Origin of the sequence: Xenorhabdus lircayensis, assembly GCF_016306625.1 — a bacterium.
Classification (GTDB): Bacteria; Pseudomonadota; Gammaproteobacteria; order Enterobacterales; family Enterobacteriaceae; genus Xenorhabdus; species Xenorhabdus lircayensis.
Window position 1 is genome coordinate 1 of sequence record NZ_JACOII010000027.1, and the last position, 25,019, is coordinate 25,019.

30 protein-coding genes and 1 pseudogene are annotated in these 25,019 nt (G+C 42.2%); 17 read left to right on the plus strand and 14 right to left on the minus strand.

Annotated elements, in window-relative coordinates:
* On the plus strand, window positions 1–95 hold a 95-nt coding region (locus tag H8A87_RS06660), incomplete at its 5' end, for an IS1 family transposase (protein ID WP_232370123.1).
* A gap of 8 nt (window positions 96–103) precedes the next feature.
* Here H8A87_RS06660 and H8A87_RS06665 read toward each other — a convergent pair.
* A complete protein-coding gene (locus H8A87_RS06665; protein WP_198689202.1) occupies window positions 104–832 on the minus strand; it encodes an MBL fold metallo-hydrolase in 729 nt (242 codons plus the stop codon).
* Window positions 833–977: 145 nt separating this feature from the next.
* Window positions 978–1,424, minus strand: coding sequence for a prepilin peptidase (locus tag H8A87_RS06670; protein WP_198689203.1), 447 nt, complete (start codon window positions 1,422–1,424; stop codon window positions 978–980).
* A 365-nt stretch (window positions 1,425–1,789) separates the two neighbouring features.
* On the opposite strand from H8A87_RS06670, the gene rsmE reads away from it, so the two are divergent.
* The 3 genes from rsmE (at window position 1,790) to H8A87_RS06685 (ending at window position 4,066) form a co-directional block, all read left to right on the plus strand.
* Window positions 1,790–2,521, plus strand: a complete 732-nt coding sequence (gene rsmE, locus H8A87_RS06675) for a 16S rRNA (uracil(1498)-N(3))-methyltransferase (protein ID WP_198689204.1) — start codon at window positions 1,790–1,792, stop codon at window positions 2,519–2,521.
* 9 nt (window positions 2,522–2,530) lie between these two features.
* The gene (gene gshB, locus H8A87_RS06680) at window positions 2,531–3,490 is read left to right on the plus strand and encodes a glutathione synthase (RefSeq protein ID WP_198689205.1); all 960 of its coding nucleotides are present in this window, start codon (window positions 2,531–2,533) and stop codon (window positions 3,488–3,490) included.
* Between the two features lie 270 nt (window positions 3,491–3,760).
* Window positions 3,761–4,066, plus strand: a complete 306-nt coding sequence (locus tag H8A87_RS06685; RefSeq protein WP_198689206.1) for a hypothetical protein — start codon at window positions 3,761–3,763, stop codon at window positions 4,064–4,066.
* Between the two features lie 240 nt (window positions 4,067–4,306).
* On the opposite strand, the gene loiP is transcribed toward H8A87_RS06685, so the two are convergent.
* Window positions 4,307–5,059 (minus strand): metalloprotease LoiP, encoded by a 753-nt coding sequence (loiP, locus tag H8A87_RS06690; protein ID WP_198689207.1) that lies wholly within the window; start codon window positions 5,057–5,059, stop codon window positions 4,307–4,309.
* A gap of 352 nt (window positions 5,060–5,411) precedes the next feature.
* Here loiP and H8A87_RS20420 point away from each other — a divergent pair.
* The 4 genes and pseudogenes from H8A87_RS20420 to ruvX all read left to right on the plus strand — a co-directional run.
* Window positions 5,412–5,751: pseudogene (locus H8A87_RS20420) on the plus strand (transposase); the annotation flags it as partial.
* Window positions 5,752–5,833: 82 nt separating this feature from the next.
* Window positions 5,834–6,010 carry a hypothetical protein gene (locus H8A87_RS06700; protein WP_408646872.1) on the plus strand — a complete coding sequence of 59 codons (177 nt, stop codon included), beginning with the start codon at window positions 5,834–5,836 and terminating at the stop codon, window positions 6,008–6,010.
* 123 nt (window positions 6,011–6,133) lie between these two features.
* On the plus strand, window positions 6,134–6,697 hold the full coding sequence (locus H8A87_RS06705; RefSeq protein ID WP_198689208.1) for a YqgE/AlgH family protein: 564 nt from the start codon (window positions 6,134–6,136) through the stop codon (window positions 6,695–6,697).
* Window positions 6,697–7,119 carry a Holliday junction resolvase RuvX gene (gene ruvX, locus H8A87_RS06710; protein ID WP_198689209.1) on the plus strand — a complete coding sequence of 141 codons (423 nt, stop codon included), beginning with the start codon at window positions 6,697–6,699 and terminating at the stop codon, window positions 7,117–7,119. Before H8A87_RS06705 ends, ruvX begins: the two co-directional genes overlap by 1 nt.
* Before the next feature lie 69 nt (window positions 7,120–7,188).
* Here the strand turns inward: ruvX and H8A87_RS06715 are convergent, their stop codons facing one another.
* Window positions 7,189–8,190, minus strand: coding sequence for a type IV pilus twitching motility protein PilT (locus H8A87_RS06715; protein WP_198689210.1), 1,002 nt, complete (start codon window positions 8,188–8,190; stop codon window positions 7,189–7,191).
* Window positions 8,191–8,212: 22 nt separating this feature from the next.
* On the opposite strand from H8A87_RS06715, the gene H8A87_RS06720 reads away from it, so the two are divergent.
* The 5 genes from H8A87_RS06720 to hemW all read left to right on the plus strand — a co-directional run bounded on the left by H8A87_RS06720 (window position 8,213) and on the right by hemW (window position 12,163).
* Window positions 8,213–8,908: a YggS family pyridoxal phosphate-dependent enzyme gene (locus H8A87_RS06720; protein ID WP_198689211.1), complete on the plus strand. Its 696-nt coding sequence runs from the start codon at window positions 8,213–8,215 to the stop codon at window positions 8,906–8,908.
* 72 nt (window positions 8,909–8,980) lie between these two features.
* The gene (proC, locus tag H8A87_RS06725) at window positions 8,981–9,802 is read left to right on the plus strand and encodes a pyrroline-5-carboxylate reductase (protein WP_198689212.1); all 822 of its coding nucleotides are present in this window, start codon (window positions 8,981–8,983) and stop codon (window positions 9,800–9,802) included.
* Between the two features lie 32 nt (window positions 9,803–9,834).
* Window positions 9,835–10,398 (plus strand): YggT family protein, encoded by a 564-nt coding sequence (locus tag H8A87_RS06730; protein ID WP_198689213.1) that lies wholly within the window; start codon window positions 9,835–9,837, stop codon window positions 10,396–10,398.
* Window positions 10,399–10,446: 48 nt separating this feature from the next.
* Window positions 10,447–11,040, plus strand: coding sequence for an XTP/dITP diphosphatase (locus tag H8A87_RS06735; RefSeq protein ID WP_198689214.1), 594 nt, complete (start codon window positions 10,447–10,449; stop codon window positions 11,038–11,040).
* Window positions 11,033–12,163: a radical SAM family heme chaperone HemW gene (hemW, locus tag H8A87_RS06740; RefSeq protein ID WP_198689215.1), complete on the plus strand. Its 1,131-nt coding sequence runs from the start codon at window positions 11,033–11,035 to the stop codon at window positions 12,161–12,163. Before H8A87_RS06735 ends, hemW begins: the two co-directional genes overlap by 8 nt.
* Before the next feature lie 180 nt (window positions 12,164–12,343).
* Here hemW and H8A87_RS06745 read toward each other — a convergent pair whose 3' ends face one another.
* The 3 genes from H8A87_RS06745 to H8A87_RS06755 all read right to left on the minus strand — a co-directional run bounded on the left by H8A87_RS06745 (window position 12,344) and on the right by H8A87_RS06755 (window position 15,387).
* Window positions 12,344–13,351 carry a TauD/TfdA family dioxygenase gene (locus tag H8A87_RS06745; protein WP_198689216.1) on the minus strand — a complete coding sequence of 336 codons (1,008 nt, stop codon included), beginning with the start codon at window positions 13,349–13,351 and terminating at the stop codon, window positions 12,344–12,346.
* A gap of 189 nt (window positions 13,352–13,540) precedes the next feature.
* Window positions 13,541–14,092 (minus strand): LeuD/DmdB family oxidoreductase small subunit, encoded by a 552-nt coding sequence (locus H8A87_RS06750; RefSeq protein WP_198689217.1) that lies wholly within the window; start codon window positions 14,090–14,092, stop codon window positions 13,541–13,543.
* Window positions 14,089–15,387 carry a 3-isopropylmalate dehydratase large subunit gene (locus H8A87_RS06755; protein WP_198689218.1) on the minus strand — a complete coding sequence of 433 codons (1,299 nt, stop codon included), beginning with the start codon at window positions 15,385–15,387 and terminating at the stop codon, window positions 14,089–14,091. The genes H8A87_RS06750 and H8A87_RS06755 overlap by 4 nt, the downstream gene beginning before the upstream one ends.
* A 269-nt stretch (window positions 15,388–15,656) precedes the next feature.
* Between H8A87_RS06755 and H8A87_RS06760 the strand changes: the two genes are divergently transcribed.
* A complete protein-coding gene (locus H8A87_RS06760) occupies window positions 15,657–16,547 on the plus strand; it encodes a LysR family transcriptional regulator (protein WP_198689219.1) in 891 nt (296 codons plus the stop codon).
* 77 nt (window positions 16,548–16,624) lie between these two features.
* Here the strand turns inward: H8A87_RS06760 and H8A87_RS06765 are convergent, their stop codons facing one another.
* From H8A87_RS06765 to trmB, 7 genes are all read right to left on the minus strand, one after another.
* On the minus strand, window positions 16,625–17,404 hold the full coding sequence (locus tag H8A87_RS06765) for an L-threonylcarbamoyladenylate synthase (protein ID WP_198689220.1): 780 nt from the start codon (window positions 17,402–17,404) through the stop codon (window positions 16,625–16,627).
* Window positions 17,405–17,448: 44 nt separating this feature from the next.
* Entirely contained in the window at window positions 17,449–17,934 is a 486-nt protein-coding gene (locus H8A87_RS06770) for a YbhB/YbcL family Raf kinase inhibitor-like protein (protein WP_198689221.1), read from the minus strand.
* Window positions 17,935–18,204: 270 nt separating this feature from the next.
* Window positions 18,205–19,149, minus strand: coding sequence for a siderophore ABC transporter substrate-binding protein (locus H8A87_RS06775; protein ID WP_198689222.1), 945 nt, complete (start codon window positions 19,147–19,149; stop codon window positions 18,205–18,207).
* 124 nt (window positions 19,150–19,273) lie between these two features.
* Window positions 19,274–20,011: a DUF2884 family protein gene (locus H8A87_RS06780; protein ID WP_198689223.1), complete on the minus strand. Its 738-nt coding sequence runs from the start codon at window positions 20,009–20,011 to the stop codon at window positions 19,274–19,276.
* Window positions 20,012–20,062: 51 nt separating this feature from the next.
* The gene (glsB, locus tag H8A87_RS06785; RefSeq protein WP_408646873.1) at window positions 20,063–20,989 is read right to left on the minus strand and encodes a glutaminase B; all 927 of its coding nucleotides are present in this window, start codon (window positions 20,987–20,989) and stop codon (window positions 20,063–20,065) included.
* Window positions 20,990–21,080: 91 nt separating this feature from the next.
* Window positions 21,081–21,407: a YggL family protein gene (locus H8A87_RS06790; protein WP_198689225.1), complete on the minus strand. Its 327-nt coding sequence runs from the start codon at window positions 21,405–21,407 to the stop codon at window positions 21,081–21,083.
* The gene (gene trmB, locus H8A87_RS06795; protein ID WP_198689226.1) at window positions 21,407–22,126 is read right to left on the minus strand and encodes a tRNA (guanosine(46)-N7)-methyltransferase TrmB; all 720 of its coding nucleotides are present in this window, start codon (window positions 22,124–22,126) and stop codon (window positions 21,407–21,409) included. Before trmB ends, H8A87_RS06790 begins: the two co-directional genes overlap by 1 nt.
* Window positions 22,127–22,369: 243 nt before the next feature.
* On the opposite strand from trmB, the gene mutY reads away from it, so the two are divergent.
* The 3 genes from mutY (at window position 22,370) to mltC (ending at window position 24,856) form a co-directional block, all read left to right on the plus strand.
* Window positions 22,370–23,410 (plus strand): A/G-specific adenine glycosylase, encoded by a 1,041-nt coding sequence (mutY, locus tag H8A87_RS06800; RefSeq protein WP_198689227.1) that lies wholly within the window; start codon window positions 22,370–22,372, stop codon window positions 23,408–23,410.
* Window positions 23,411–23,435: 25 nt separating this feature from the next.
* The gene (locus H8A87_RS06805; RefSeq protein ID WP_198689228.1) at window positions 23,436–23,708 is read left to right on the plus strand and encodes an oxidative damage protection protein; all 273 of its coding nucleotides are present in this window, start codon (window positions 23,436–23,438) and stop codon (window positions 23,706–23,708) included.
* Window positions 23,709–23,782: 74 nt separating this feature from the next.
* Entirely contained in the window at window positions 23,783–24,856 is a 1,074-nt protein-coding gene (gene mltC, locus H8A87_RS06810) for a membrane-bound lytic murein transglycosylase MltC (RefSeq protein WP_198689229.1), read from the plus strand.
* The last annotated feature ends 163 nt before the right edge of the window (window positions 24,857–25,019 follow it).

Here is a 25,019-nt window from a genome sequence, read left to right on the forward strand (position 1 = left end):
TCGGTTATTCAAAGTCGGCGGAAATGCACGATAAAGTGATAGGAACTTTTATTGAACGTGAACATTATTTTCAACACCATGATCTAACCATTTAATACATGACCTAAACATGCTGTATATTTTCTTTTTTGATGTATGTTCTAATCGTCAATAATTTAATAGGCGAAGCATAGCGCAAATGTAAGCCCCCAATCACCGCATATACTGTTCCAATTCCAGTGATTTTCTTAGAATATTCGATAATATCAATAACCCCACGATGCCCACATCCAATGAATATAATAAGCCCTTTTTTTGATTTATAGATCAAAACTCCCTCATCCTTGACAAAATCTGGTGAAAACTCATCCTTTCTATTTTTATGTCTAATAACTCCATATTGTTTATTCTTATCTTTTTTTATTTCTCCTGAATATAAAAAATCATCATTAATGTACATTTCATCCTTTGAGAAAAAAGTATCAAACTTTTCAAATTCAACTTTTTTGGATAATTTTTTGAATGTCAGAGCTGTATTATTCGTGATAACCCAACCATAATATCTTTCATTTTTAATATCAGGATGATAGATCAATTTGGCTTCAGTAGAGAAAAATTTCAATCCACCGCAATGATCAAAATGCCCATGTGATATCACCACTGTTGAAACAGCAGATAAATCGAGATTTAATTTCTTTGCATTATTAATAAAACTCCCATCTGGACCGGTATCAAAAAGAATTACGGTTTTTTGATCCTGAATAAGCAAACTCAATCCAGCTTTCCCTGTTAAGATACCTTTATAAGGTGCAAAAACCTGATTTTCCAATAAGGCCGTTATCTTTAATGCCATAATAGAGCTCATCTCCTCTATAAACGTGGTAAGAGAATGAACTTTTTATAAGAAATCTGCAAGTTATGCTGTGATAAGAAACGATAATTGTTATGCCCTTCACCTTTCAATTTGTTGCTTGGTCAGCGGTACTACAAATTAAAACCTATTGGATATGAATAATATTACTCAGGCGAAACCCCACCAATACTATCGCAGATACACACAGATAAGACCCAAACGCGATAAAATCAGGATAAGATTTTCTCTTCAAGCCAATTATCATAAATCCAAACAATCCAGATAATGAAGCCATCAACATCAATATTGGTATCATTTCCACCCCCAACCATGCTCCGATAGCTGCGGTTAATTTAAGATCGCCATACCCTATCCCCTCCTTCTTTAAGGTATATCGACACAGCCAATACAAAAACCACAAAAATAGATATCCTGATATGGCGCCATATATTGCACTTTTGATCGAAGCTAAATTATCATCAATATTAAACAAAAGCCCAAACCATAATAAAGGTAGCGTGATAAGATCAGGCAAGCAATATGTTTTAACGTCGATAATCGCCAATAAGAGCAAGGTGCTACAAAAAAACATGATTATTATATAGTCTACGTTAGTTAAAATAACAAATCATCCTTTGTTACGTTCGTAAAAAACTCAACTTTTCCTTTAGAAATAACATCCTTGTCATTATATTATTTCCTTATTTTCTGACATTAATCAGAACAGGAAGAATACTAATCTCTCATTCCGAGTATTGACAATAAAAATTTAGTTAAAACAGCAATTGTAAAATCAATATGCGAGCCAGCTCGCAAAGACATATCTTGTATCGCCTAAGTTGAGAGATAGCTTGATCACGCAAACAGCGCTCATTTATTATGGTGATGAATCAACTTTGTCATATGGCTGTTTGCGCCATGCCGGAAACATCCGGAAAAAAGAAGGAAAGAAGAAATATGCGCATTCCCCGCATCTATCACCCTGAACCGTTCTCAGTAGAGGCTGAAGTCTACCTGAGCGATGATGCAGCCAATCACGTTGGCCGCGTACTCAGAATGAGTCATGGGCAGGCATTACAACTCTTTGATGGCAACAATCAGGTTTTTGATGCAGAAATCACTGAAGCCAGTAAAAAAACGGTCAAAGTACGTATTCTTGATGGCAAATTGTCTAATCATGAATCACCGCTGAATCTGCACCTGGGGCAGGTCATATCCCGTGGTGAAAAAATGGAATTCACAATCCAAAAATCAGTGGAGCTGGGAGTCAGCACTATCACTCCATTACTTTCTGAGCGTTGTGGTGTAAAACTGGATGCGGAAAGATTGGAGAAAAAGTTACAGCAATGGAAAAAAATTGCCATTTCTGCCTGTGAGCAGTGCGGGCGCAATCGTATCCCTGAGATCCGTCCCATCATGTTACTTGAAGCGTGGTGCAAGGAAAATGATGACAGCCTAAAATTGAATCTGCATCCCCGTGCTAGCCAAAGCATCAATACCCTACCACTTCCCGTGGAAAAAGTGCGCCTGCTGATTGGGCCTGAAGGGGGATTATCTGCTGAAGAAATTGAAATGACGGCAAAATATCAATTTACTGATATCCTGTTAGGGCCTCGCATCCTGAGGACAGAAACTACGGCACTCACCGCAATTACCGCACTGCAAGTACGTTTCGGTGATCTGGGTTAAGGAGAAAAAATGATCAAGCTCGGCATAGTGATGGATCCAATTTCATCCATCAACATCAAGAAAGACACCAGTTTTGCCATGCTGCTGGAAGCACAAAAACGCGGGTGGGAAATCCATTACATGGAGATGAATGACCTCTACCTGCATCAAGGAGAAGCTCGCGCCCGTACCCGTTTGCTCACGGTAGAAGAAAATCCACAGCAATGGTACCAATTTGGCAGTGAGCAAGAGATAGCCCTCGATACCTTGCAAGTCATTCTGATGCGCAAAGATCCCCCTTTTGATACTGAGTACATTTATGCTACCTACATTCTAGAAAGGGCAGAAGCCAAAGGTAGCCTGATCGTCAACAAGCCCCAGAGCCTGCGCGACTGTAATGAAAAACTGTTTACAGCTTGGTTCCCAGAATTGACACCTGATACGCTAGTCACTCGCAATGCCAAAAATTTGCGCGAGTTCCATCAAAAACATGGCGATGTTATCTTTAAGCCGCTGGATGGTATGGGTGGCGCTTCCATCTTCCGTCTGAAGCAAGATGACGCCAATGTGGGAGTCATTATTGAAACCCTAACTGAGCATGGTAGCCGTTATTGTATGGCGCAAAATTTCCTGCCAGCCATCAAAGATGGGGATAAACGCGTACTGGTTGTTGATGGTGAACCTGTACCTTATTGCCTTGCCCGCATCCCAGCTCAGGGGGAAACTCGTGGCAATCTTGCGGCAGGTGGACGTGGAGAAGCCCGCCCATTGTCAGAAAGTGATTGGGCCATCGCCCGGGCAGTTGCTCCGGTATTAAAAGAGAAAGGACTAATCTTTGTTGGACTGGATATCATTGGCGACCGTTTAACTGAAATCAACGTCACCAGCCCAACCTGCGTACGTGAAATAGAAGCGGCATTCCCAGACATTTCCGTTACTGGCATGCTAATGGATGCTATCGAAAAACGATTGGAAAAACAGATAGCATAATAGTCCAAACAACGTTCGCTTCCTGACAACATTTACCATTTATAATAAGAGTCCACATACTGGGGGGACTTTTATTGATGTTATACATTGATTATAAAGGAATTTTATAATAGGTCATCTACATAATATCCACTTTATAACCAAACCTTTAGCAAAAGCCCTTCGATTTTCGAAGGGCTTTCTCATTTATCAAGACTAAACTATCAGATAGGATATTTGGGAGATTAAAACTAAAACATATCTGAACCATAACAACATCAGAAAATAGTAATGGAAGATTTTTTGTTTTTCGTAGCGATTTTATTTTTTCTACTGTTTATCGTTGGGTTGGTAAAACTCAACGCTGTATTAATGCCAAGCAGAAAAATAGCAGCCTTAGTTTATCTGGTGATATTCGTAGCATCCATAATAGCGGGAGCTGAACTGTTTTCTTCGAAACAAAGTATGTCCCAACAATCAAAAAACAGTAACAGCATAGGCAAGCAATCATCTCATGCTGCGACTTTGCCCATTGAAGATTTTGAGTTGGCTGTAAAAGAAACTCTGGTAAAACGTGCGATCATTTACGGTGTATAGAGAGCGCTAATTAGTAACAATGATGACAAGGTGACTGTGGTTTCTTATCTGCTGGATGCTAATAATGATAAAAAGTTAACAGGAGATCTTAAATATACCGTTACTGCCACAAGAGAGCAGGCGCTTAAAATTGCCCGTAAATATTTTCAAGTAATTAAATTATCTGAGTTGGTGAGTAATCAGTGTTCTAAAAATAAAAAAGCGGTGCCACTGACACCGCTACAATCTGTACAGAACTTATTATTTCTTGTCTGCTGCGATACGATCACGAACGTGTTGAGCACGTTCCTGTGAAGGCGGGTGTGAATCAAACATGCTGGTTTCACCACTGCCCAGTTTAGCCAGTTTCTCGAAGCTGGTTGCTAAACCTTTAGTTTTGATACCGCGTTTTTTCAGTAGATCATAAGAGAAGTCATCAGCCTGACTTTCCTGATGCTGTGAGAACTGCGAGTTGATCAGTTTTTCACCCAGTGCTGCAAGCTGAGAGTCGCTCAGCTGTCCTGCTACACCACCAGCTGATGCAGCTGCGGTACGTGCAGCAACTGCAGCATAAGCAACCTGCATGGCTTTACGGCTGTGGCCCAGTGCAACGTGACCCATTTCATGACCCAGAACACCTTCGACTTCGTTGTCGTTCATCATGTCCATCAGGCCGCTATATACACGCACACAACCATTAGCCATTGCCCATGCGTTCACATCACCAGTCAGATAAACTTTGTAGTTAACCGGTGTACCGCCAACTTCGTTACCTAATGCTTTGGCGATTTTGTTCAGACGTTTAGTGTACTGGCTGGATGTCGGTGCAATTTTATTCTGTGCATCCATCTCTTTACATGCTTGGTCAGTTAACTGCTTGACATCAGAATCACTCAGCGTCGCAGCCTGAAATAATTGCATTCCGGATTTAGCCAGCATTCCCTGATCAATATTTTTACAACCTGTCAGAATCACAGCAGAAACTGCTACTGCAACAAGAGCTTTCATTTTCATAATGTTGTTTTTTCCTTTGCAATACATGCAACTATAATATTTTAAGAGCATTAAAAGACTATGAGTTCTGTTAAAAATAGCAATAGGAATAAACCCCAATATTTATGATTATGTGACTTTGATAACATTTTAAACAAAAAAATTAAATAATAAGCAGAATAATTTAACCTATATTAAATTTACTTAACCAAATAGCTTTTCGCCTATTTAATTAACCCGAGATTTGTTTAAGAAGGGAACTCAGTGCCTGAGGCACGATCAAAGTTTTTGCTAAAGAAAACAAAATAGTGCCTCAGGCAAGTATAATTTAGAAGCACTTTACTGCTGCGTCGATGACTTTTACCAAAAATTTATCCCTCTCTGGTATCAACAGCTAATCGGAAACGGATGACTCAAGCGTCGTCGCCAAGCTTCTCTTTCTCAGCGAAGTTATGACAATCCTGATTTTATTTCATATGAGCCACTATCGGGATTTTAAAACGTTTTATATTTAGCATGTTACACCATATTTTAAAGTCGATTTTCCCGGATTGGTCAGCTACACCAGAATGTTAGCCTTAAAGAAAAGAGCGCTCATTCCCCGACTTCGCGTGTTTAAAGGGGTTGCACAGCGAGGAAAAACGAGCACGGGCTGGTTTTATGGCTTTAAACTTCATTTGGTTATCAATGATTATGGGGAACTGTTGGCGGTTACCTTGAAAAAGGTAAAATCAGACTTGCCTCTCTGGACAAGCTGTGCATGTTTTGCGTCATACTTTTGCTGCTCATTTTATGATGAATGGAGGAAATATTTTGACCTTACAAAAAATCATGGGTCATGCAAATATTCAACAAACTATGGCATACGCCCACTTCTCTCCTGACTATTTGCAGGATGCCATTAAATTCAATCCACTAAGAGGAAGCATCCACATTCCATCCACTTTAATAGAGAAAAATAGGTACTCATAGTACCCCAATGGATTTTTAATTCATTGAAAACCAAGCGTAGTCCTTGTATAAAGGGTTACGCTTAGCCCACATACTGGTGGGCCAAATCATTCTTACATTGCCTAAATAATTATCAGAAAACACATGAACTTACAGCACCATTTTCTTATTGCCATGCCTTCGCTCTCTGATCCTTATTTCAACCGTTCTGTAGTTTATATCTGCGAACATGATCAAGACGGGGCAATGGGGTTAATTATCAATAAACCGATAGCCCAAGTTTCTATCCAAAGTATCTTACAGAAGTTGGATATCGCTCCTGAAGATAAAGACAATAATATCAATCTTAATAGACCGGTTATGGCAGGTGGTCCCTTGTCTGAAGAACACGGTTTCATTTTGCACACACCACAATCAGGTTTCAGTTCCAGCATTCAACTCTCTGAACAAACTATGATCACAACATCCAAAGATATGCTGGAAGCGCTGGGCACACCACGCCAACCGAAAAATGTTTTGATGACTCTCGGATATTCAAATTGGGAAACGGGTCAGTTAGAAAAAGAGATTATGGAAAATAGCTGGCTCACGGTCAGTGCAGAACCTTCTATCATTTTTAATACCCCTATTGCTGATCGCTGGCGTGAAGCTGCTTCTCTGTTGGGGATCAATATTTATAACCTCGCACCACAAGCAGGACATGCCTGATGAAAAACCGGACAATCATTGCTTTCGATTTTGGGACTCGCAGTATCGGTGCAGCTATCGGGCAAGAAGTCACAAGTACAGCTAGAGCACTATCCGCCTTCAAAGCCAACGAAGGCACTCCAAATTGGGAACTCATCGGGAAACTACTCAAAGAGTGGCAGCCCGATCTGGTCATTGTTGGTTTGCCACTCAATATGGATGGCACAGAGCAACCAGTCACCGCACAGGCCCGCAAATTCGCTAATCGCATACATGGGCGTTTTGGTGTTCAGGTTGAACTGCATGATGAACGATTGACCACCGTGGAAGCTCGCTCTCACCTGTTCGATCACGGTGGCTACAAGGCACTGAATAAGGGCAAGGTCGATGCCGCTTCTGCTGTCATCATTCTGGAAAGCTGGTTTGAACAGCAATATTCATAACAACGATATTCGTAACAGCCATACTTATCCTTAAGGGTGGTTGTTACTGCAAAGCAACCATCAGCCTCTCTATTCTGCCAGCAATCCTAACGATTTACGCTGTTGTCGGCTTTGCTCGTAAGTTTGCATGCCGCAAGCAGCGCCAGTCTGCATTAATGTTGCTATTTGATGGTTTTTTCCTTCCCGGATCAAATGGCTCACGGCTTGATTGACGACCAGAACCTCATGGATAGCCACTCTGCCACCTTCTCTGGTCGGAAGCAGTTGTTGAGAAATAACCGCTTTTAAACTTCCGGCCAGTTGGCTGCAAATCCAGCCTTTCTCTTCTGCGGAGAAAACATCAACCAAGCGATCTATCGCTTGGATCGCACCACGAGTATGTAGCGTTGACAGAACCAAATGCCCCGTTTCAGCCGCCGTCAGTGCCAGCCGAATCGTCTCTTTATCGCGTAATTCTCCCAGTAAAATCACATCGGGATCTTGCCGCAATGCCCCTTTCAATGCCGTTTGATAATCCGGCACATCCTTACCAACCTGCCTTTGTTGTATCAGGCAATTCCGGCTTCGATGAACGAATTCTATTGGGTCTTCCAACGTGATAATATGTTTACTGCCACGGCTATTTAAAGCATTAATCATGGCTGACAACGTGGTAGATTTACCGCTCCCCGTCGCTCCCGTCACTAATATCAACCCACTCACCTCTTGCAAAATGAGATGTTGAATGATGTCAGGTGCATATAGTTGTTCTAACGTCGGGCATTTATCCGTAATTAACCGCAATACCAATGACAGATGGGATTGTTGATAGAATAGATTCCCCCTGAGCCGTTGTTTATCTGGTATTTCCACCACAAAATCGACATGACCACATTCCTGTAACTGCTGTTTCTGAGCATCCGATAATATTTTTTTGCTCCATGCTATAAGAGTATCCGATTGAATTTCCTCTAATTGCATCTGTGGATATAACCCTCCATTGATGCGTAAAACCGGAACTTGTCCGACACAGAGATGCAGATCGGAAGCATTATGCTTTACACTAAGGGACACTAATTTTTCCATATTCATTTTTTAATCTCCTGAGTCAATTATGAACAATATTGAACAAAATCTCCACGATGTCAGGAACCGCATCACTCTTGCTGCTCAAAAATGCGGACGTACTCCAGAAGAAATTACCTTACTTGCAGTCAGTAAAACTAAACCTGCGGATGCCATCGCAAAAGCCATAGCCACGGGTCAGCGGGAATTTGGTGAAAATTACGTTCAGGAAGGGGTTGAAAAAATTCAACACTTTGCCAACCATGATGATTTGGTGTGGCACTTTATCGGCCCTTTGCAGTCCAATAAAAGTCGTCTGGTTGCAGAAAATTTTGACTGGTGTCATACCATCGATAGATTGAAAATCGCCCAACGCTTAAGTGAACAACGCCCTGCAAATATGGCTCCACTCAATGTACTGATTCAAATTAATATCAGTGGTGAAGGCAGCAAATCAGGAATTTTGTTGGAAAAATTATCAGAATTGGCAACAACTATTAATGCTCTGCCTAATCTGGTATTACGCGGGCTGATGACAATACCTGCCCCAGAAAACAATGTTGAACGCCAAATAGCCATTTTTCGCGAAATGGAACAAGCAATCACCGAACTGAAAGCGCAATTCCCACAAGTCGATACACTCTCAATGGGAATGACGGATGATATGGAAGCCGCCATTACTTGCGGCTCTACGTTGGTTCGAATTGGAACGGCAATATTCGGTGCCCGTCAGTACCATTTTTAATGTAAGTCTTAACTTAGAAAAATACCTGACTCGTTACACCAAAATTAACTGATTAATATGCGAGATTGTTTAATGAAAAATCGTAAAATCACTTTTATTGGCGCAGGGAATATGGCGCATGCCATTATCGCCGGATTGGTCAGGAAAGGTTATCCTGCTGAACTCATCACTGTCTGCTCCCCAAACACAACCCGCCGTGATGTGCTGGCAAAAGAGTATGGCATTAACAGCCAAAGTGATAACACCCGTTACGCGCAGGAAGCCGATGTTATTGTGCTGGCCGTTAAACCGCAGATAATGGCAGAAGTTTGTAATTCACTGCGTTCACAAGTCGATTTCAATCAAAAACTTATCCTTTCCATTGCTGCGGGCATTCCAATTGCCCGTTTTTATGCACTTTTGCAGGATAATCTCAATATCATCCGCATCATGCCAAATACGCCTTCACTTGTTGGGCAAGGAGTTAGCGGATTGTTTGCACCTGAATATGTTATTCAACCTGATCGTGAGTTTGCGGCATCGCTGATGAACAGTGTCGGTACAGTCTGTTGGATGAATGATGAAAACGGTATCAACGAAATTATTGCTATTGCAGGCAGTGCGCCTGCCTACTTCTTCTTGTTCATGGAATCCATGCAACAAGAAGCGGAACATCTGGGATTCGACAGCGAAACCGCCAGAGAACTTGTCCTGCAAGCGGCCATCGGGTCAGCTAAACTTGCTGAAACGCAAAAAGATCTTCCTTTTGCTATCCTGCGTGAGCAGGTAACATCTAAAGGCGGCACAACGGCTGAAGCATTGCGCATTTTTTATGAAGGAAACCTGCCTGAAATTGTGTCCAGTGCCATGCAAGGAGCAATCCGCCGAGCGCAGGAAATGGAAAAATTATTTTAATTCAATTGGTTTAATTCAATCAGGGCTGCTACATGCAATTCTTAAACTTCATCTTTTTTACAGTTCTGGATTTATATATTGCGGTTTTACTGCTGCGCGTCTGGATGCAGTGGGTACGTTGTGATTTTTATAATCCATTTGCACAATTTATCGTCAAAATCACTCAACCCGTAGTGCGGCCATTACGCAGGGTGATACCTGCCATTGGCCCCATTGATACAGCATCAGTCGTCCTTGCCTACCCACTCGTTCTTATCAAGATAATGTTGCCCTTATGGCTAGCAGCAGGGCAATTTTTGATGCCTTCTGCCATTATATTCCTGCTTGGGGTGATTGAACTACTGACTGCGGCTGGAAAACTGGTGTTCTGGCTGGTGATTGCCCGAGCGTTACTCAGTTGGATCAGTCAGGGACGCAATCCTGTTGATTATGTTCTGATTCAATTGACCGAACCATTGATGACACCTATCCGCCGCATCCTTCCTTCTATGGGGGGCCTTGATTTCTCTGCCATGATTGTGATTCTCATCCTCTACGCACTGAATGCCCTGCGTTATGATTTGATGGGATGGTTAGCTTCAATGCTCGCAGGCTAATGAAATACATAAATTAATTGGATACATAGGTTACTTGGATAAATGGCAATGCAAAAAGTTATTCTCGCCACGGGAAATGCAGGCAAAGTACGTGAATTGGCTGATTTATTGGCCGACTTTGGCTTAGATATCGTGGCTCAAACCGAATTAGGTGTTGATTCAGCCGATGAAACGGGCCTCACTTTCATTGAAAACGCAATCATTAAAGCTCGCCATGCAGCAGCAGTGACCGGATTACCTGCCATTGCAGATGATTCTGGGCTATCCGTTGATGCATTGGGCGGCACACCGGGTATTTATTCCGCCCGCTATGCAGGCAGTGATGCCTCCGATCAGGAAAATCTGGAAAAGCTTTTGGAAGCCATGCGTAATGTTCCTGATGAGCAACGCCAAGCGCAATTCAATTGTGTTCTGGTCTATTTACGTCATGCCGAAGATCCTACTCCTCTGGTATTTCACGGTCGCTGGTCTGGCATTCTTACCCATGAACCCGCCGGAGAAGGCGGTTTTGGTTATGACCCAATTTTTTATGCCCCAGAATTTGGCTGTACAGCAGCCCAAATGAGCCGTGAGCAAAAAAATGCGGTTTCTCACCGAGGGAAAGCGTTAGAAATGTTGTTGGAAGTCATGCGTAATGCTTAAGTTGCCACCTCTGAGTCTTTATATTCATATTCCTTGGTGCGTGCAAAAATGCCCTTATTGTGACTTCAACTCACATGCTTTAAAGGGAGAAGTGCCACATCAGGAATATGTTGATCATCTATTGGCGGATCTGCGTGCTGACCTGCCAATGATTGGTGGTCGTGAGGTATCAACGATTTTTATCGGTGGAGGTACACCCAGCCTGTTAAGCGCGAAGGGGATGCAGCGATTGCTTGATGGTGTCAGGACCTCACTTCCACTCTCGCCACAAGCAGAGATTACGATGGAAGCCAATCCCGGAACGGTTGAAGCCGATCGTTTCAATGCCTATCAGCAAGCTGGTATTAATCGCATTTCCATCGGAGTACAAAGTTTCGGTTCAGATAAACTGATCCGTTTGGGGCGCATCCACGGCCCAGAAGAAGCTAAACGAGCGGCAAAATTGGCGGATGGGCTTGAATTACGTAGCTTCAATCTGGATTTGATGCACGGATTGCCCAACCAGACGCTCAACGAAGCACTGAATGATTTACGTCAGGCCATTGAGCTATCTCCACCGCATCTCTCTTGGTATCAATTGACGATTGAACCCAATACCAGTTTCGGCTCCCGCCCACCGGTTTTACCTGATGATGACGCGCTATGGGATATTTTTTCCCAAGGCCATCAATTACTGACGGAAGCTGGCTACCGGCAATATGAAACCTCAGCGTATGCCAAACCGGGTTATCAATGTCAGCATAACCTCAATTATTGGCGTTTTGGAGATTACTTGGGCATTGGTTGTGGCGCACATGGCAAAATCTCGTTTGAAGATGGCCGTATCCTCCGTACCGTGAAAACCAAACATCCGCGCGGGTATATGCAAGGGCGTTATTTGGATCAACAAAATCAGGTGGATAATGAAGATCGTCCATTTGAATTTTTCATGAACCGTTTTCGGTTATTGGAATCCATGCCACGTCAGGATTTCAGTGATTTTACCGGATTACCAGAAAGTGCCATTCGTCCACAACTGGATAAAGCACTGGCCAAAGGTTATATCACTGAAACGGATACGCACTGGCAAATCACTAAACACGGAAAACTGTTCCTGAATTCGTTACTGGAACTATTTCTTTAGGGAATAAACTGCACCTGAAAATTAAAGGGTGCAGTTTATATTGGTTAGAGGCTGAGTGAGTATTATTTTTCAGGTTCATAACTTATGCAGCTCATATGATTACCTGCGTTGCTTAATTATTCCTTAATCAAACAGCATTACCATAATTAACGATAGTGTTTCATATTAGAAAAATAGCCATTATTCTTTGACGAGACCAGATATTTCAGGATGAAAATATTCTCTGTATTTATTCAAAGATGCTTTATTTCTGAAACTATAAGTTTTAAGTAACCAACGCTTTTCTGCTGCATTTTGATCGACAATCTTTATGATATCACGGTTATGTAGTGAATCCTGATTTGCAAAGGAAAATAGATCGCCGTTATGAATAGCAACATGCTCTTTTTTTACTTTAGTGATAGCGATTTTCAGATCAAGAAGCGCCTCAATAGCTTCTTTCGGAGCATCGGGTAAATAGGTAGTACGGGTATCGTAGTAACGGAAAGCATGTATATTTTCAAGAATGACATGCTTTTCAGAGTAAATTTGTTTTTTGTTGGAATCTCTTGAATATTCGTCGTAAGGAGTAATATACCAAGGTTGGCGTAACCAGTGCTGCGTTTCTGGCTTGAGATAGGAGAGCATAGCCTTGCCATCGAGATAACCTGTATAAATCAAATTTTGCTCACTACAGCGCATACCGAGTAAACTAAGAAAATCTGCTCTGACAGGATGAGCAGTACGATCATTGTGGAAATAGAGTTCACCATCCGTTTTTTGCGTTTGGGTATTGGAATATTTCTTGTGAGCATAAACATCATGGAAGAAATCACCATTATTGCGTGTCTGATAAGCCAGAAGAGGAGAATCGGTTAATTGTGAGAAAAGTTCCAACAGATTTTCTCCAATGAATGTCGTTTTCTTCCTGTATTTGTCATTCACAGGGTCATTCAGATCGAATTCAGGAATAACTTTATCAATAGGAAGATTACGCAATAGTTGCGCATTAATACCATACAGTTGTCTTTCATCTTTTATTTTATGACAGACCTCTATAAATTTATTTGGAACCTCCCCCGAAAAAATAAGATTATTGATTTCACGCTTGAAATTAATATAATTTTTATAAGGGCTGACATTAATCATATCAAGAACATTAAAAAGAGTCTTGTTTTCCAATCTGTCAAATTCGTAAACACTTATCATTTTAACCTCCCAATAATATTTTTCCAAGTATTACTTCACACTGCCAGTAGTATCATATAAAAATTTCAAGTGAATTAATCACAATAAAATTTATAAAAGGGAAAATAAATCAAGAGAAAATAAATTTAGTACCAAACTATGCTCTAAATAAAATAGCCACTCATTAAGAAAAAATGGCTATTTTCAACATTATTTTATTCTTCCTGTCGCACGGGCATAAGAAAATAGCCCACCAGCAGATACAATATTGGCAAGTTCACCAATGGGGTCAGTTCGATATTTTTCACCATTTGTCAGTAAAGTCACTGTCTGGTTTTCAATATCAATCTCAATACTATCTCCCGTGACTAATATGTCACACAAACGCTCCTGTGCTGCAACAGGCAATAACTGTCCAGTTGATACACAATTCCGGAAGAATATACGAGCATAGGATTGAGCAAGAATAGCTCTCACACCAGAAGCACCTAATGCAACAACTGCATGCTCACGCGAAGATCCACAGCCAAAATTCTGTCCTGCCACAATAATCGGATATTTCGCCTTTCCCTTGCTTTCATCGATGAAAGGCCATGATCCTTCCGGTAATCCACACATCGCCAATGAAGCCAGTTGTGCATATCCTTCAGCTGTGGAAGGGTTTACCTTGAGATATTCGGCTGAGAGAATCTGGTCAGTATCAATATTATCGGTCAATACATAAACCTCGCCCCGAATAATATTTTTCTTTAACTCACTCATAAAAACTCCTCAGGATTTGTAATGCAACCAGTAATCGCTGCCGCAGCAACAGAATAAGGGGAAGCGAGATAAATATTGGCGCGTTTATGCCCCATTCTGCCGACAAAATTGCGATTAGTTGTGGATATCACTGATATTGGATCATTGACTCGCCCGAAGGTATCCGGCGGGCCACCACAGCAAGCAGCACATCCTGATTCTGAGGAAAGCTTCACTCCCGCATCGCTTAAAATTTGATAAACAGAAATCCCATCAATCTGGGTGGTAATCGTCTTATGGAAAACCTCTTTTGTTGCGGGTACTGCGTAAGTCGGAATTTTAACTTTATGCCCTTTTATAATGCGGGCTGCCGCAACAAAATCCTCCAGCTTGCCACCCGTGCAAGAACCAATATATGCCTGAGAAATGGCAACATTAGCAACCTGTTCAATGGAAACCACATTATCTGGAGAATGCGGTTTAGCAATCTTCGGCTGCATAGCAGAAACATCAATATTTAACACACTGCTATACTGTGCATCTTCGTCAGGATAAATAATCTCAAAAGGGAGATTATTTCGTTCTGCCAAATAATCCAGAGTCGCCTGATTGGGAACCATAATGCCATTTTTCGCCCCACACTCAACGACCATATTGCAAATCGTCATGCGTTCTTCTACCGATAACTCATCAATGACATTACCGCCAAACTCTATGGCCTGATAAGTTGCACCATCGACAGTTAATTCTGACAATACGGACAGAATCATATCCTTGGCCAAAACATGAGCAGGTTTGGTTCCGGTAAAATTGACTCGAATGGTCGTTGGCACTTTGAGGGGAATTTCGCCCGTACCTAACGCATAAGCAGCATCGGTAATACCTAATCCAATGGCAAAGGCACCAAAAGCACCGGCGGTCACGGTGTGGGAATCCGTTCCCAGTAACACTTCGCCGGGACGGGTATGCCCCCCTTCAGCCAGTCCTATATGACAAACGCCTTTATAGTCAGGTGTTCCAACATCATAAAAATATTTTATGTTCTGTTCGGCGGCAAATTCACGCATTACTCGAATATTCTGATTGGCTTGTGGGTCTGCCGAATAAACAAAATGGTCAGGGATCAGAATAAAGCGTTCGGGATCCCATATCCGTGCATCTTGACCGAACTCTTTTTTAAATACGCTGGCTACACCCGGTGTGCATGGATCGTGAGACATCAGAATATCCACTTTTGCCCAAACCACTTCACCTGGAGTGACCTGTTCACGCCCACTTGCCCGCGCAAGAATTTTTTGTGTGATAGTTTGGCTCATCTCACATTGCCCTCCGAAAGATTGAAACAGACTAAATAAATTGTAATCCTAACAAGATTACTACTCCTTAACGTAGGGAAATACTATTATATCGCTCACTGTTTCCATTATGGGACAGTCGTTCGCAAAATGGGAAATTCTAACGCCTCGAATCTGACTCTTAATTGGCTACATAACTTTTGTACATAACTCAGGAATATTGACCTGCCTCTACAGGATATATGATATGTTATATGGCGATTCCCCCGAGTTAAACATCAGGTTATTTTATGAATAATATTGAGAACCTTACCTCAATGGTGGTTTTTGCCCGTGTAGTAGAGACTCTGAGTTTTACCGAAGCGGCAAAATCGTTAAGGCTGTCAAAATCTTCCGTCAGCCGTGAGATTGCACAGTTGGAAGTAAGATTAGGCACCCAGTTACTCAACCGCACCACGCGCAAAATTCAGGTGACAGAAGTAGGGATGAATTATTACCAATACTGCCACCGCATTTTTACTGAAGCCCAAAATGCCGAACATTTTATCCGTAATTTTCATGAAGAACCGATAGGAAGTTTGCGTCTGATTGCCCCCGTATCCTTTGGTAGTCAATGTATTGTCCCTGCCCTGAACAGCTTTATCGCTGGAAACATTCATATCAGCGTTGATCTGGAATTGACTGACAGAACCATTAATATGGAGAAAGATCAATGCGATATCGCGATCGTCATAGGACGTGAGACGCCACATCATCCACTCGTTATGCCTCTGATTGATATTACTTGGGGGCTTTATGCCACACCAGACTATATACGCCAGTTTTCACCAATAGATAAACCTGAAGATCTTCCTCGCTACGATTACCTGCTATTCCGTGGCCCTGCCCATACTATCTCCCTCCCGTTTCGTAAAGAGAGACACAAACTGGATATTGAAGTACGCAGCCGATTCCGTATCAATAACAGCGTGGCATTAATGAGTTCTGCGCTGGCTGGAGCGGGTATTGCCTACCTACCAGACTACGTAACCCATGAGGCCGTGGCGGAAGGCAAATTAGTACGGCTTCTACCTGAATGGAGTATGGATATTTATCAAGCTTGGATACTGTTTAAATCAGAGAGCACCCTATCTTCACGTGTGCAACAGTTTGCGAATTCTTTGCAGCATAAATTGAAGTAAGATAATCAATGCGGGTACAGCAGCACCCGCAAAAATATCAGAAATACCTATTAATAATAAATAATTATAAATAACTATCAATAATAGTTACCGTGGCGGTAATCCCAAGTGGTGAAGATATCAGACATCATCGCCATGATCTTATTCACATCCAGCCCTTTACGGATCAATACCGGACACGGAGTGATATCACGCTGACCATTTTGCAGCGGTACCAATTTACCGTTTTCATCCACCATTGAAACCATAACTCCTTGTTCATAACGAGTTTTATCAGTTTCATTTGGTTGGATAGATTTAACATAGTCATTAGCAGCGATAATCAGATCAGCCTGCCCTTCGATACGTTCACCGATACACTCAACCAATCCACGATTACCTTTACCTGATGGGTTAGCCGAGCTGGCAAAAGAAAACTTGCCATATTTTTCCCACAGCTCTTTCGCCAGAATTTCGCCTGGCTTACCAAATTTAATCACGAAACAACTCGTGCCACGATGATCCATCATCAGCTCTTTGGAACCATCATTTGGAATACGGGCTAATGCTTCTTCTTTCCATGGCAGAATACAGCCCAACAATACATCCTCATCCCAATGTTTTTGATAAAGTTCTTCAATTTCCGAGTTAAGTTGAGCCAATTCTTTTAACTGCACCAGCGAGCCACACAAAACGACACCGGGCTTGTTGCGATTACGCTGCTTCGCTTCAAACTTTCGCTCCAGACCTCGCGCATCAGACGTCATGATGATGTAGCCAACTTTGGTTGGGCAGACGATCATTCCACCGTCATTAGAGAGGAGCTCTACCGCTTCCTGCTGTACCCCATAATTCCATTGAATTTTCTTGCTGCTCATATTGATACCCTTTACTGGAAACGGAAGAATTATTAATCAATCAGTTAACGCTGGTAGTAACCGGTAATAGTGGCTGTTGCCAAGGTATTGGCCTGAATCATAAAACGCGCAATAGCGTTTGTCGCTTCAGCATCAACTCCCAGTCTCTCTACCGATAAGGCATGTACAGTGAAAATATAGCGATGTGCTTTATCGCCCACGGGCGGACAAGGGCCACCGAAACCAAACAGACCATAATCATTTCTGCTCTGAATCACACCGATTGGCAGTTTGCCCCCATCATTTTGCCCTGCATTTGCTGGCAGGACTTGTGTTTCAGTTGGAATATCAAAAACAACCCAGTGCCAGAAACCACTGCCTGTTGGTGCGTCAGGATCATAGGCAGTAATGGCAAAGCTTTTTGTTTCGGCTGGTGTATCTATCCAAGCAAGTTCAGGCGAACGATTATCACCATTGCCATCAAATCCATTAAATTCATACTCTTTTTTCAAGAAGTCATTATTCTTAAATTCAGTTGAACTAATAATCATGCTTATGTCCCCCATTGGATGCCTTTTGAAACATTCTAATGTAGATTTTCTGTGCTGCAAGGCTAGACTATGATTTTGATTGATTGTTTCAGTTTGGGAACAATAAGTGAGTCGTTAAAGTTTTTTGGCGATATGTATGGAGACGGGGTGTGCAATCTATTGGGTATAAATCTATAACATCACTATTTAAATAAATAATAAATTTACCCCGAAATCTGATATTCAAATTTCGGGGTAGATTCAAGAAAGGATAAATATTAATCTGAGAAATTAAAGCGCATCAGCAACCGCATTGACTTGTCGAGTCGTACTATCCAAACCACCACCAGACAAGTACCAAAGATCAGATTGCAGATATACGATTTTGCCATTTTTATAGGCATTGGTTGATTTGACTTGATCATTTTCGAACTGATCTTTTGTCAGCTTTCCTGCACCAATCGCTTCACTGCGATCAATAATAAAAATCACATCGGGGTTTGACTGTGCAATCATATCCGCAGTCACAACCCGGCTTTTATCTTGATCTGATTTAGCTGGCAATACAGCATGCGTGGCTTTAATCACATCGTAAACAATGGCTTGATTATTGGGATATAATTCACCAGCATTATGCAGTAATACCAATACTTTGCTGTTTGCCGCTTTCGCTTTTTCCTGCGCAGACGCGATGGTTTTCTCTAAATCAGCAATCTGTGCTTTAACAATATCCTGCTTATTAAATAACTCACCCAATAAATTGAAATTACTATCAATAGATAACAGGTAATTTTTATTGTCTGTGCTTAAATCAACTGTTGGTGCTATTTGTAACAAGCGCTCATAAAAAGAGCCCTGACGCCCAGTGATCACAATCAAATCTGGTTTTATTTCCGTTAATTTTTCTAAATTCGGCTCTTTCATTCCCCCTGCATTATGCATATTTGCAGGCACACTACTACGTACATATTCAGGTAAATTATCGATAGGTAATGCAATCACTCGTTCGGATAAACTTAATTTAGCCATCGAATCATAAGTACCGAAATCAAATAGGACAACACGCTTTGGATTCTTTTTAACCTGAGTTTCACCGGAAAGATGCTTTATCGTGACATAATCACCAGACAGGGCTGTGACTGAGTTTGGTGTAAATAATGCTGATGGTTGACTGAATGCAGAGTAGCTGGTGACAGAAAACAGTGATGCAATAACAATTGGCAGGATCTTTTTCATTGTTACACCTAAATTAAGCATGATAGTAAAAAGTGACTCGCATTCTAGGTGGCAACATTAATATGTCAACACAAATAAGAATCAATTTTATATTGATTCTTATTTGTGTTCTATGTATTGTGATTTACTTAATAGAATTCATAAGACTGATGCGCTGCTGTTCCAAGTTACTGGCTTTACTACAAACTTCTTCCTTCAAGCGCTTCAATTCTTGTTCCTGTTTTTTCCATTCTGCATCAAAGCCATTTTGCATTCCGCCCAATCCACCAAGGAGAGACATCAACATCTGTTTGCCGTCACCATTTTGGTCGCTCTTTTTACGGCTCATTTCATTAATGCTATCCTGCAATATACCGCCAAGACTCTGTTCGACGAGTTTTTGGCCTTCAGATTCTACCTGTTTAACCGCTTGGGAATTGAATGCAAAACCATTAGCGCGGGTTTCAATCACTTTATCAATTTGCTTATTGAGGCCAGATTCCAATTGAGTTAAACGATTACGAATATTACTTTCCTTACCCATCGTATCGGCAACCACTTTATCCAGCGATTGACGAGCACTGACCAAATGGCTCAACGCCTCTTTTTTAACCCACGGTAAATCCTGACGAATCGCCTGTTGATATTGTTGGGCTTTATGACGTTGTTCTGCACTCAATGACAATATCTTGCCATCACGGGTTATAGAGCCATCAGACGATATTTTCAGGTTTCCACTAGCCCCAACAATTTGGACAGACTTTGGCGTGACAATAATGTCATCATTAAGTGTTACCTGACATTCAGAACCCGCCTGTGCCTGAGCTACAATTACCTGAGATGCAAATAATAATGATGCAGCAATCGTGATTCTGCGTAACATATACTCTCCTGATTTCTTTTTCTTGATGACTTCCCATCAGCCCGGATGAGGTTAAAAAATAGAGCGCCCAATACGCCCAGCCAATTTTTCCAATGCCGCACAACCCGCCAATGAGTTACCCGATTTATCCAGTTCAGGGGACCATACCGCAACGGTGAATTCTCCCGGAACAACACAGACAATTCCGCCACCAACACCGGATTTTCCTGGCATGCCGATCCTGAAAGCGAATTCTCCAGAACCATCATACATACCACACGTCAACATAAGCGCATTAATCTGTCGGGTTTGCCGAAGACTCAAAATTTGCTGACCGGAGCCAATCATGCGCCCTTTGTTAGCTAAATAGATAAAACACTGAACCAGTTCAACGCAGTTCATTTTCAAGGCACAGTATTGGAAGTAAGTTTGCAGAACCGTAATGACATCGTTCTCGAAATTACCGAATGACTTCATTAGATAAGCAATTGCGGCATTACGGCTGGAATGCTCCATCTCTGAACGGGCAACGATATCATCATAGCAAATATCTTTTTGCCCAGTGAGGCTGCGGACAAATTCCAGCATTCTATGCTTAGGCGCACTCAAGCGTGATTGCAGCATGTCGCAAATAACCAATGCTCCCGCATTAATAAAGGGATTGCGGGGAATTCCCTTTTCCAATTCCAGCTGTACCAATGAGTTAAACGGCTGACCCGAAGGTTCCGTACCCACCCGCTGCCAGATATCCTCTTCCTTATAGCGTGTCATCGCCAGTGTCAGGCTCAACACTTTAGAAATGGATTGGATGGAGAAACGTTTTTCTGCATCTCCCGCTTTAAAAATCTGCCCATCTACCGTGCAAATGGCCATCGCCAGATTACTTACCGGAATTTCCGCCAAAGCAGGAATGTAATCTGCTGCTCTTCCTTGGCCAATCAAAGGGCGTACTTCATCTAAGATATCTGCCAATAACGAATTAGAGAACCTTACCTTCACCACTTTTTCTCCAGACAAACAGGGGCTCCTTGGGAGCCCCTGCATACAGCGCTATTTTTGCGTAAGACGCTATTTGTTATGCAACAACGAATCAATCCCACCACACATCAAACAGTTCTGATGTAACAACTTCTTCCATACCGCGATCTTTCAGCCATTTATCAACCAATTGGCGGTGTTCTTCAGTACATTTGCCGATTTTTTGCAGGCAGATAATACCTTCCCACTGCAAATAACCACTGGCATCCAGAGCAAGGCCTTTTGGCTCAACCAGTTCTTCAATCAAGGTATCAACCGTTCTATCAACAACCTCAATAGATGTATTAGCCGGGAAATTCCACTTTACTGAAAAACCTAATTCCTGAAACTCATCAATACGCAATTTTTTACGCAGACGACGACTACGGTTCTTAGCCATTATTTTACCCTCTCAAACATTAAATCCCATACGCCATGCCCTAACCGCTGACCGCGCATCTCGAATTTCGTGACCGGACGTGAATCAGGACGCGGCACATAATCACCGTTTTCCGATAAGTTGCAATACCCGTCAGCTTCGCTCATCACCCCCAACATATGTTCAGCATATGGCTGCCAGTCGGTTGCCATATGGAAGACGCCGCCAATGTTCAACTTGCTTCTAATCAGTTGAACAAATTCAGGCTGTACAATCCGACGCTTGTTGTGACGAGCTTTATGCCATGGATCAGGGAAGAAAAGTTGGACCATCTCCAGACTCTGATCTGGGATCATATTATTCAGCACTTCGATGGCATCATGGCACATGACACGCAGATTATTGAGGTTTTCCTCTTCTGCGGAAGCCAAACACGCACCTACTCCCGGCACATGAACTTCAATCCCAAAGAAATTCTTCTCTGGATTTTGGCTTGCCATCGTGACCAATGATGCGCCCATACCAAAACCAATCTCCAATACAACCGCGGCATTACGATCAAAGAGTTCACCCATATTGGACATGTCTGCCTGATAGTCCACGCCCATCTTCGGCCACACATTATCAAGTGCTTGCTGCTGACGACTCGTTAACCGTCCCTGCCGACGTACAAAACTGCGGACACGGCGCAAAGCCCTGCCATTTTCATCATATTCCGGTGAAATTACGTTATTTATCATGGTACTTTCTGTCAGTTTTAAAGACATTTGCTCAGGCGTTTGGGGCTTTATATACCACAAGATTGCCCAAAGAGAGCGCAATTATGCAAAGATGGCTGAGTTTATCAAGAGCAGTGTCCATAAGCACAACTTTAATGCTAATTTGCGTAGCGCTTCGAAACAAAGTTCGGGTTTACACTGAGGTTACACTATGTTGCAATCCTGCTCACAAAACAATTACTAGATATAAAGACAATTATTCTAATGATGGAAGCCGAGCAATTTTCACAGGTGGTACTTGAATGGTACCACCGTTATGGTCGCAAGACCCTGCCGTGGCAGTTGGAAAAAACGTCCTATCACGTCTGGCTTTCAGAGGTGATGCTGCAACAAACACAGGTCGCGACAGTCATTCCCTATTTCCAAAAATTTATTTTACGTTTCCCTGATGTTGCCTCTTTAGCCGCTGCACCACTGGATGAAGTTCTCCACTTGTGGACAGGTTTAGGATATTACGCACGCGCCCGTAATTTGCATAAGGCCGCACAACAAATTGTGACGTTACACAATGGCAAATTCCCAACAACATTCGATGAAGTTGTTGCCCTGCCCGGTGTAGGGCGTTCGACTGCTGGTGCCATTCTTTCCCTGTCTCAAGGCAAACACTTTCCTATTCTCGATGGTAATGTGAAGCGTGTTCTGGCTCGCTGCTACGCCATTGATGGCTGGCCGGGGAAAAAAGAGGTGGAGAACCAATTATGGGACATCAGTACGCGCGTAACCCCCAAACAGGAAGTCGAATATTTTAATCAAGCGATGATGGACTTGGGCGCAATGGTCTGCACCCGCAGTAAACCAAAATGTGAAATTTGCCCGCTCAATACAGGCTGTATCGCTTACGCCAATCATAGTTGGGCAAACTATCCGGGGAAAAAACCGAAACAGAGCATCCCTGAAAAAACCGCCTACTTTTTATTAATGCAACATGGTGATACGGTTTGGCTGGAACAGCGCCCACTTTCTGGTATTTGGGGTGGCCTGTTTGCTTTCCCACAATTTACTGATCAGGCGTCACTTGAACAATGGTTGAAAGATGCAGACATCTCTCACAGCAAAATTGAGCAACTAACAGCATTTCGCCATACATTCAGCCATTTTCATTTAGATATCGTTCCCATTAAAATCGATATCTTATCTTTTAATTCCTGCATGGATGAAAACAAGGGACTTTGGTATAACTTACGCCAGCCAGCAACTGTTGGATTGGCAGCTCCCGTTGAATACCTTTTGCAACAATTGGGTTAATTGCCCATTATTTTGAGGATTGATTATGAGCAGAACTATTTTTTGTACTTTTTTGCAACGAGAAGCCGAAGGCCAAGATTTTCAGCTCTATCCGGGGGAATTGGGCAAACGTATTTTCAATGAGATTTCTAAAGAAGCATGGCAAGAATGGATGAGCAAACAAACCATGCTGATTAATGAAAAAAAATTAAACACCATGAATCCAGAAGATCGCAAGCTGCTTGAACAAGAGATGGTGAAATTCCTGTTCGAAGGGCATGACATCCAAATCGACGGTTATACCCCTCCGGAACAATAATATTGGCATAAATAAGAGCCATTTTGTATGGCTCTAAACACTGATGGCATCCCAATATCCAACGGCACTGTAAAATGAAAAGACTGCTGGCTCTGATTCTTCTTGCACCGCTTCTGATTTCCTGTTCTAGCAAAAAAGACCTTGAATACAATGAAAATTACGTAAAAGATACGAATGGTTTCGATATCTTGATGGGGCAATTCGCCCACAACATTGAAAATATCTGGGGTTTGCAAGAAGTTTTAATCGCAGGCCCAAAAGATTACGTGAAATATACAGATCAATACCAAACCCGCAGCCATATCAATTTTGAGGCAGGAAGCATCACGATTGAAACTATATCACCGATTGAACCCACAGAACATTTACGTAAAGCCATTGTTACTACTTTACTAATGGGGGATGATCCACGATCAGTCGATCTTTATTCTGACGCCAACGATATTCAGATCAGCAAAGAACCTTTTCTTTATGGGCAAGTTTTGGATAATAATGGCGAACCCATTCGCTGGGAGTGGCGCGCACGTCATTTTGCTAATTACCTGATTCAGAACAAGCTACAAAAACGCCAATCAGGATTGCATGTCATTTGGTCGGTTACTATTCAATTTGTTCCTAACCATTTGGATAAACGCGCTCATAAATACCTCCCTCTCATTCGCAAAGCATCCATTAAATACAGTGTTGATGAATCCCTGATCCTTGCCATCATGCAGACTGAATCCAGCTTCAATCCTTATGCCGTCAGCCGCTCTGATGCCTTGGGACTTATGCAAGTCATGCAACATACTGCCGGACGAGATGTTTTCAGAATGCAAGGAAAATCAGGCCAACCTAGCCGCAGTTATCTCTTCGATCCTGAAAATAACGTTGATGCCGGTACTGCCTATCTATCGATATTGCAAAATATTTATTTAGGTGAAATCAAAAACGCCACCTCACGTCGGTATGCCGTTATCACTGCCTATAATGGCGGTGCAGGCAGTGTATTGCGCGTATTTTCCAGTGATAAAAAGAAAGCTGCTCAAATCATCAACTCGATGGAGCCTGGCGATGTTTATGAAACACTGACAAGTAAGCACCCATCTGCCGAATCACGTCGTTATCTGATGAAGGTGAACAATACACAGAAAGGCTATCGCAGGTAGTTCATAGCAGAATAGCCGATAGCAAAAAAGTCGTAGCAGATGGAGAGGCGATTGTCTCTCCATTTTGTTGAATTTTATAGCTTATTGGGCAATTTGAAATCACACAAATAAAATTATGCAGAAAGTCATTGACGGATTTATCTGAATACGGTTTAATGCGCTC

Coding starts and splice junctions, on each gene's coding strand:
- H8A87_RS06665 (WP_198689202.1), bottom strand. CDS start 832: ATGGCATTAAAGATAACGGCCTTATTGGAAAATCAGGTTTTTGCACCT.
- H8A87_RS06670 (WP_198689203.1), bottom strand. CDS start 1,424: ATGTTTTTTTGTAGCACCTTGCTCTTATTGGCGATTATCGACGTTAAA.
- rsmE (WP_198689204.1), top strand. CDS start 1,790: ATGCGCATTCCCCGCATCTATCACCCTGAACCGTTCTCAGTAGAGGCT.
- gshB (WP_198689205.1), top strand. CDS start 2,531: ATGATCAAGCTCGGCATAGTGATGGATCCAATTTCATCCATCAACATC.
- H8A87_RS06685 (WP_198689206.1), top strand. CDS start 3,761: ATGGAAGATTTTTTGTTTTTCGTAGCGATTTTATTTTTTCTACTGTTT.
- loiP (WP_198689207.1), bottom strand. CDS start 5,059: ATGAAAATGAAAGCTCTTGTTGCAGTAGCAGTTTCTGCTGTGATTCTG.
- H8A87_RS06700 (WP_408646872.1), top strand. CDS start 5,834: ATGAATGGAGGAAATATTTTGACCTTACAAAAAATCATGGGTCATGCA.
- H8A87_RS06705 (WP_198689208.1), top strand. CDS start 6,134: ATGAACTTACAGCACCATTTTCTTATTGCCATGCCTTCGCTCTCTGAT.
- ruvX (WP_198689209.1), top strand. CDS start 6,697: ATGAAAAACCGGACAATCATTGCTTTCGATTTTGGGACTCGCAGTATC.
- H8A87_RS06715 (WP_198689210.1), bottom strand. CDS start 8,190: ATGAATATGGAAAAATTAGTGTCCCTTAGTGTAAAGCATAATGCTTCC.
- H8A87_RS06720 (WP_198689211.1), top strand. CDS start 8,213: ATGAACAATATTGAACAAAATCTCCACGATGTCAGGAACCGCATCACT.
- proC (WP_198689212.1), top strand. CDS start 8,981: ATGAAAAATCGTAAAATCACTTTTATTGGCGCAGGGAATATGGCGCAT.
- H8A87_RS06730 (WP_198689213.1), top strand. CDS start 9,835: ATGCAATTCTTAAACTTCATCTTTTTTACAGTTCTGGATTTATATATT.
- H8A87_RS06735 (WP_198689214.1), top strand. CDS start 10,447: ATGCAAAAAGTTATTCTCGCCACGGGAAATGCAGGCAAAGTACGTGAA.
- hemW (WP_198689215.1), top strand. CDS start 11,033: ATGCTTAAGTTGCCACCTCTGAGTCTTTATATTCATATTCCTTGGTGC.
- H8A87_RS06745 (WP_198689216.1), bottom strand. CDS start 13,351: ATGATAAGTGTTTACGAATTTGACAGATTGGAAAACAAGACTCTTTTT.
- H8A87_RS06750 (WP_198689217.1), bottom strand. CDS start 14,092: ATGAGTGAGTTAAAGAAAAATATTATTCGGGGCGAGGTTTATGTATTG.
- H8A87_RS06755 (WP_198689218.1), bottom strand. CDS start 15,387: ATGAGCCAAACTATCACACAAAAAATTCTTGCGCGGGCAAGTGGGCGT.
- H8A87_RS06760 (WP_198689219.1), top strand. CDS start 15,657: ATGAATAATATTGAGAACCTTACCTCAATGGTGGTTTTTGCCCGTGTA.
- H8A87_RS06765 (WP_198689220.1), bottom strand. CDS start 17,404: ATGAGCAGCAAGAAAATTCAATGGAATTATGGGGTACAGCAGGAAGCG.
- H8A87_RS06770 (WP_198689221.1), bottom strand. CDS start 17,934: ATGATTATTAGTTCAACTGAATTTAAGAATAATGACTTCTTGAAAAAA.
- H8A87_RS06775 (WP_198689222.1), bottom strand. CDS start 19,149: ATGAAAAAGATCCTGCCAATTGTTATTGCATCACTGTTTTCTGTCACC.
- H8A87_RS06780 (WP_198689223.1), bottom strand. CDS start 20,011: ATGTTACGCAGAATCACGATTGCTGCATCATTATTATTTGCATCTCAG.
- H8A87_RS06790 (WP_198689225.1), bottom strand. CDS start 21,407: ATGGCTAAGAACCGTAGTCGTCGTCTGCGTAAAAAATTGCGTATTGAT.
- trmB (WP_198689226.1), bottom strand. CDS start 22,126: ATGATAAATAACGTAATTTCACCGGAATATGATGAAAATGGCAGGGCT.
- mutY (WP_198689227.1), top strand. CDS start 22,370: ATGATGGAAGCCGAGCAATTTTCACAGGTGGTACTTGAATGGTACCAC.
- H8A87_RS06805 (WP_198689228.1), top strand. CDS start 23,436: ATGAGCAGAACTATTTTTTGTACTTTTTTGCAACGAGAAGCCGAAGGC.
- mltC (WP_198689229.1), top strand. CDS start 23,783: ATGAAAAGACTGCTGGCTCTGATTCTTCTTGCACCGCTTCTGATTTCC.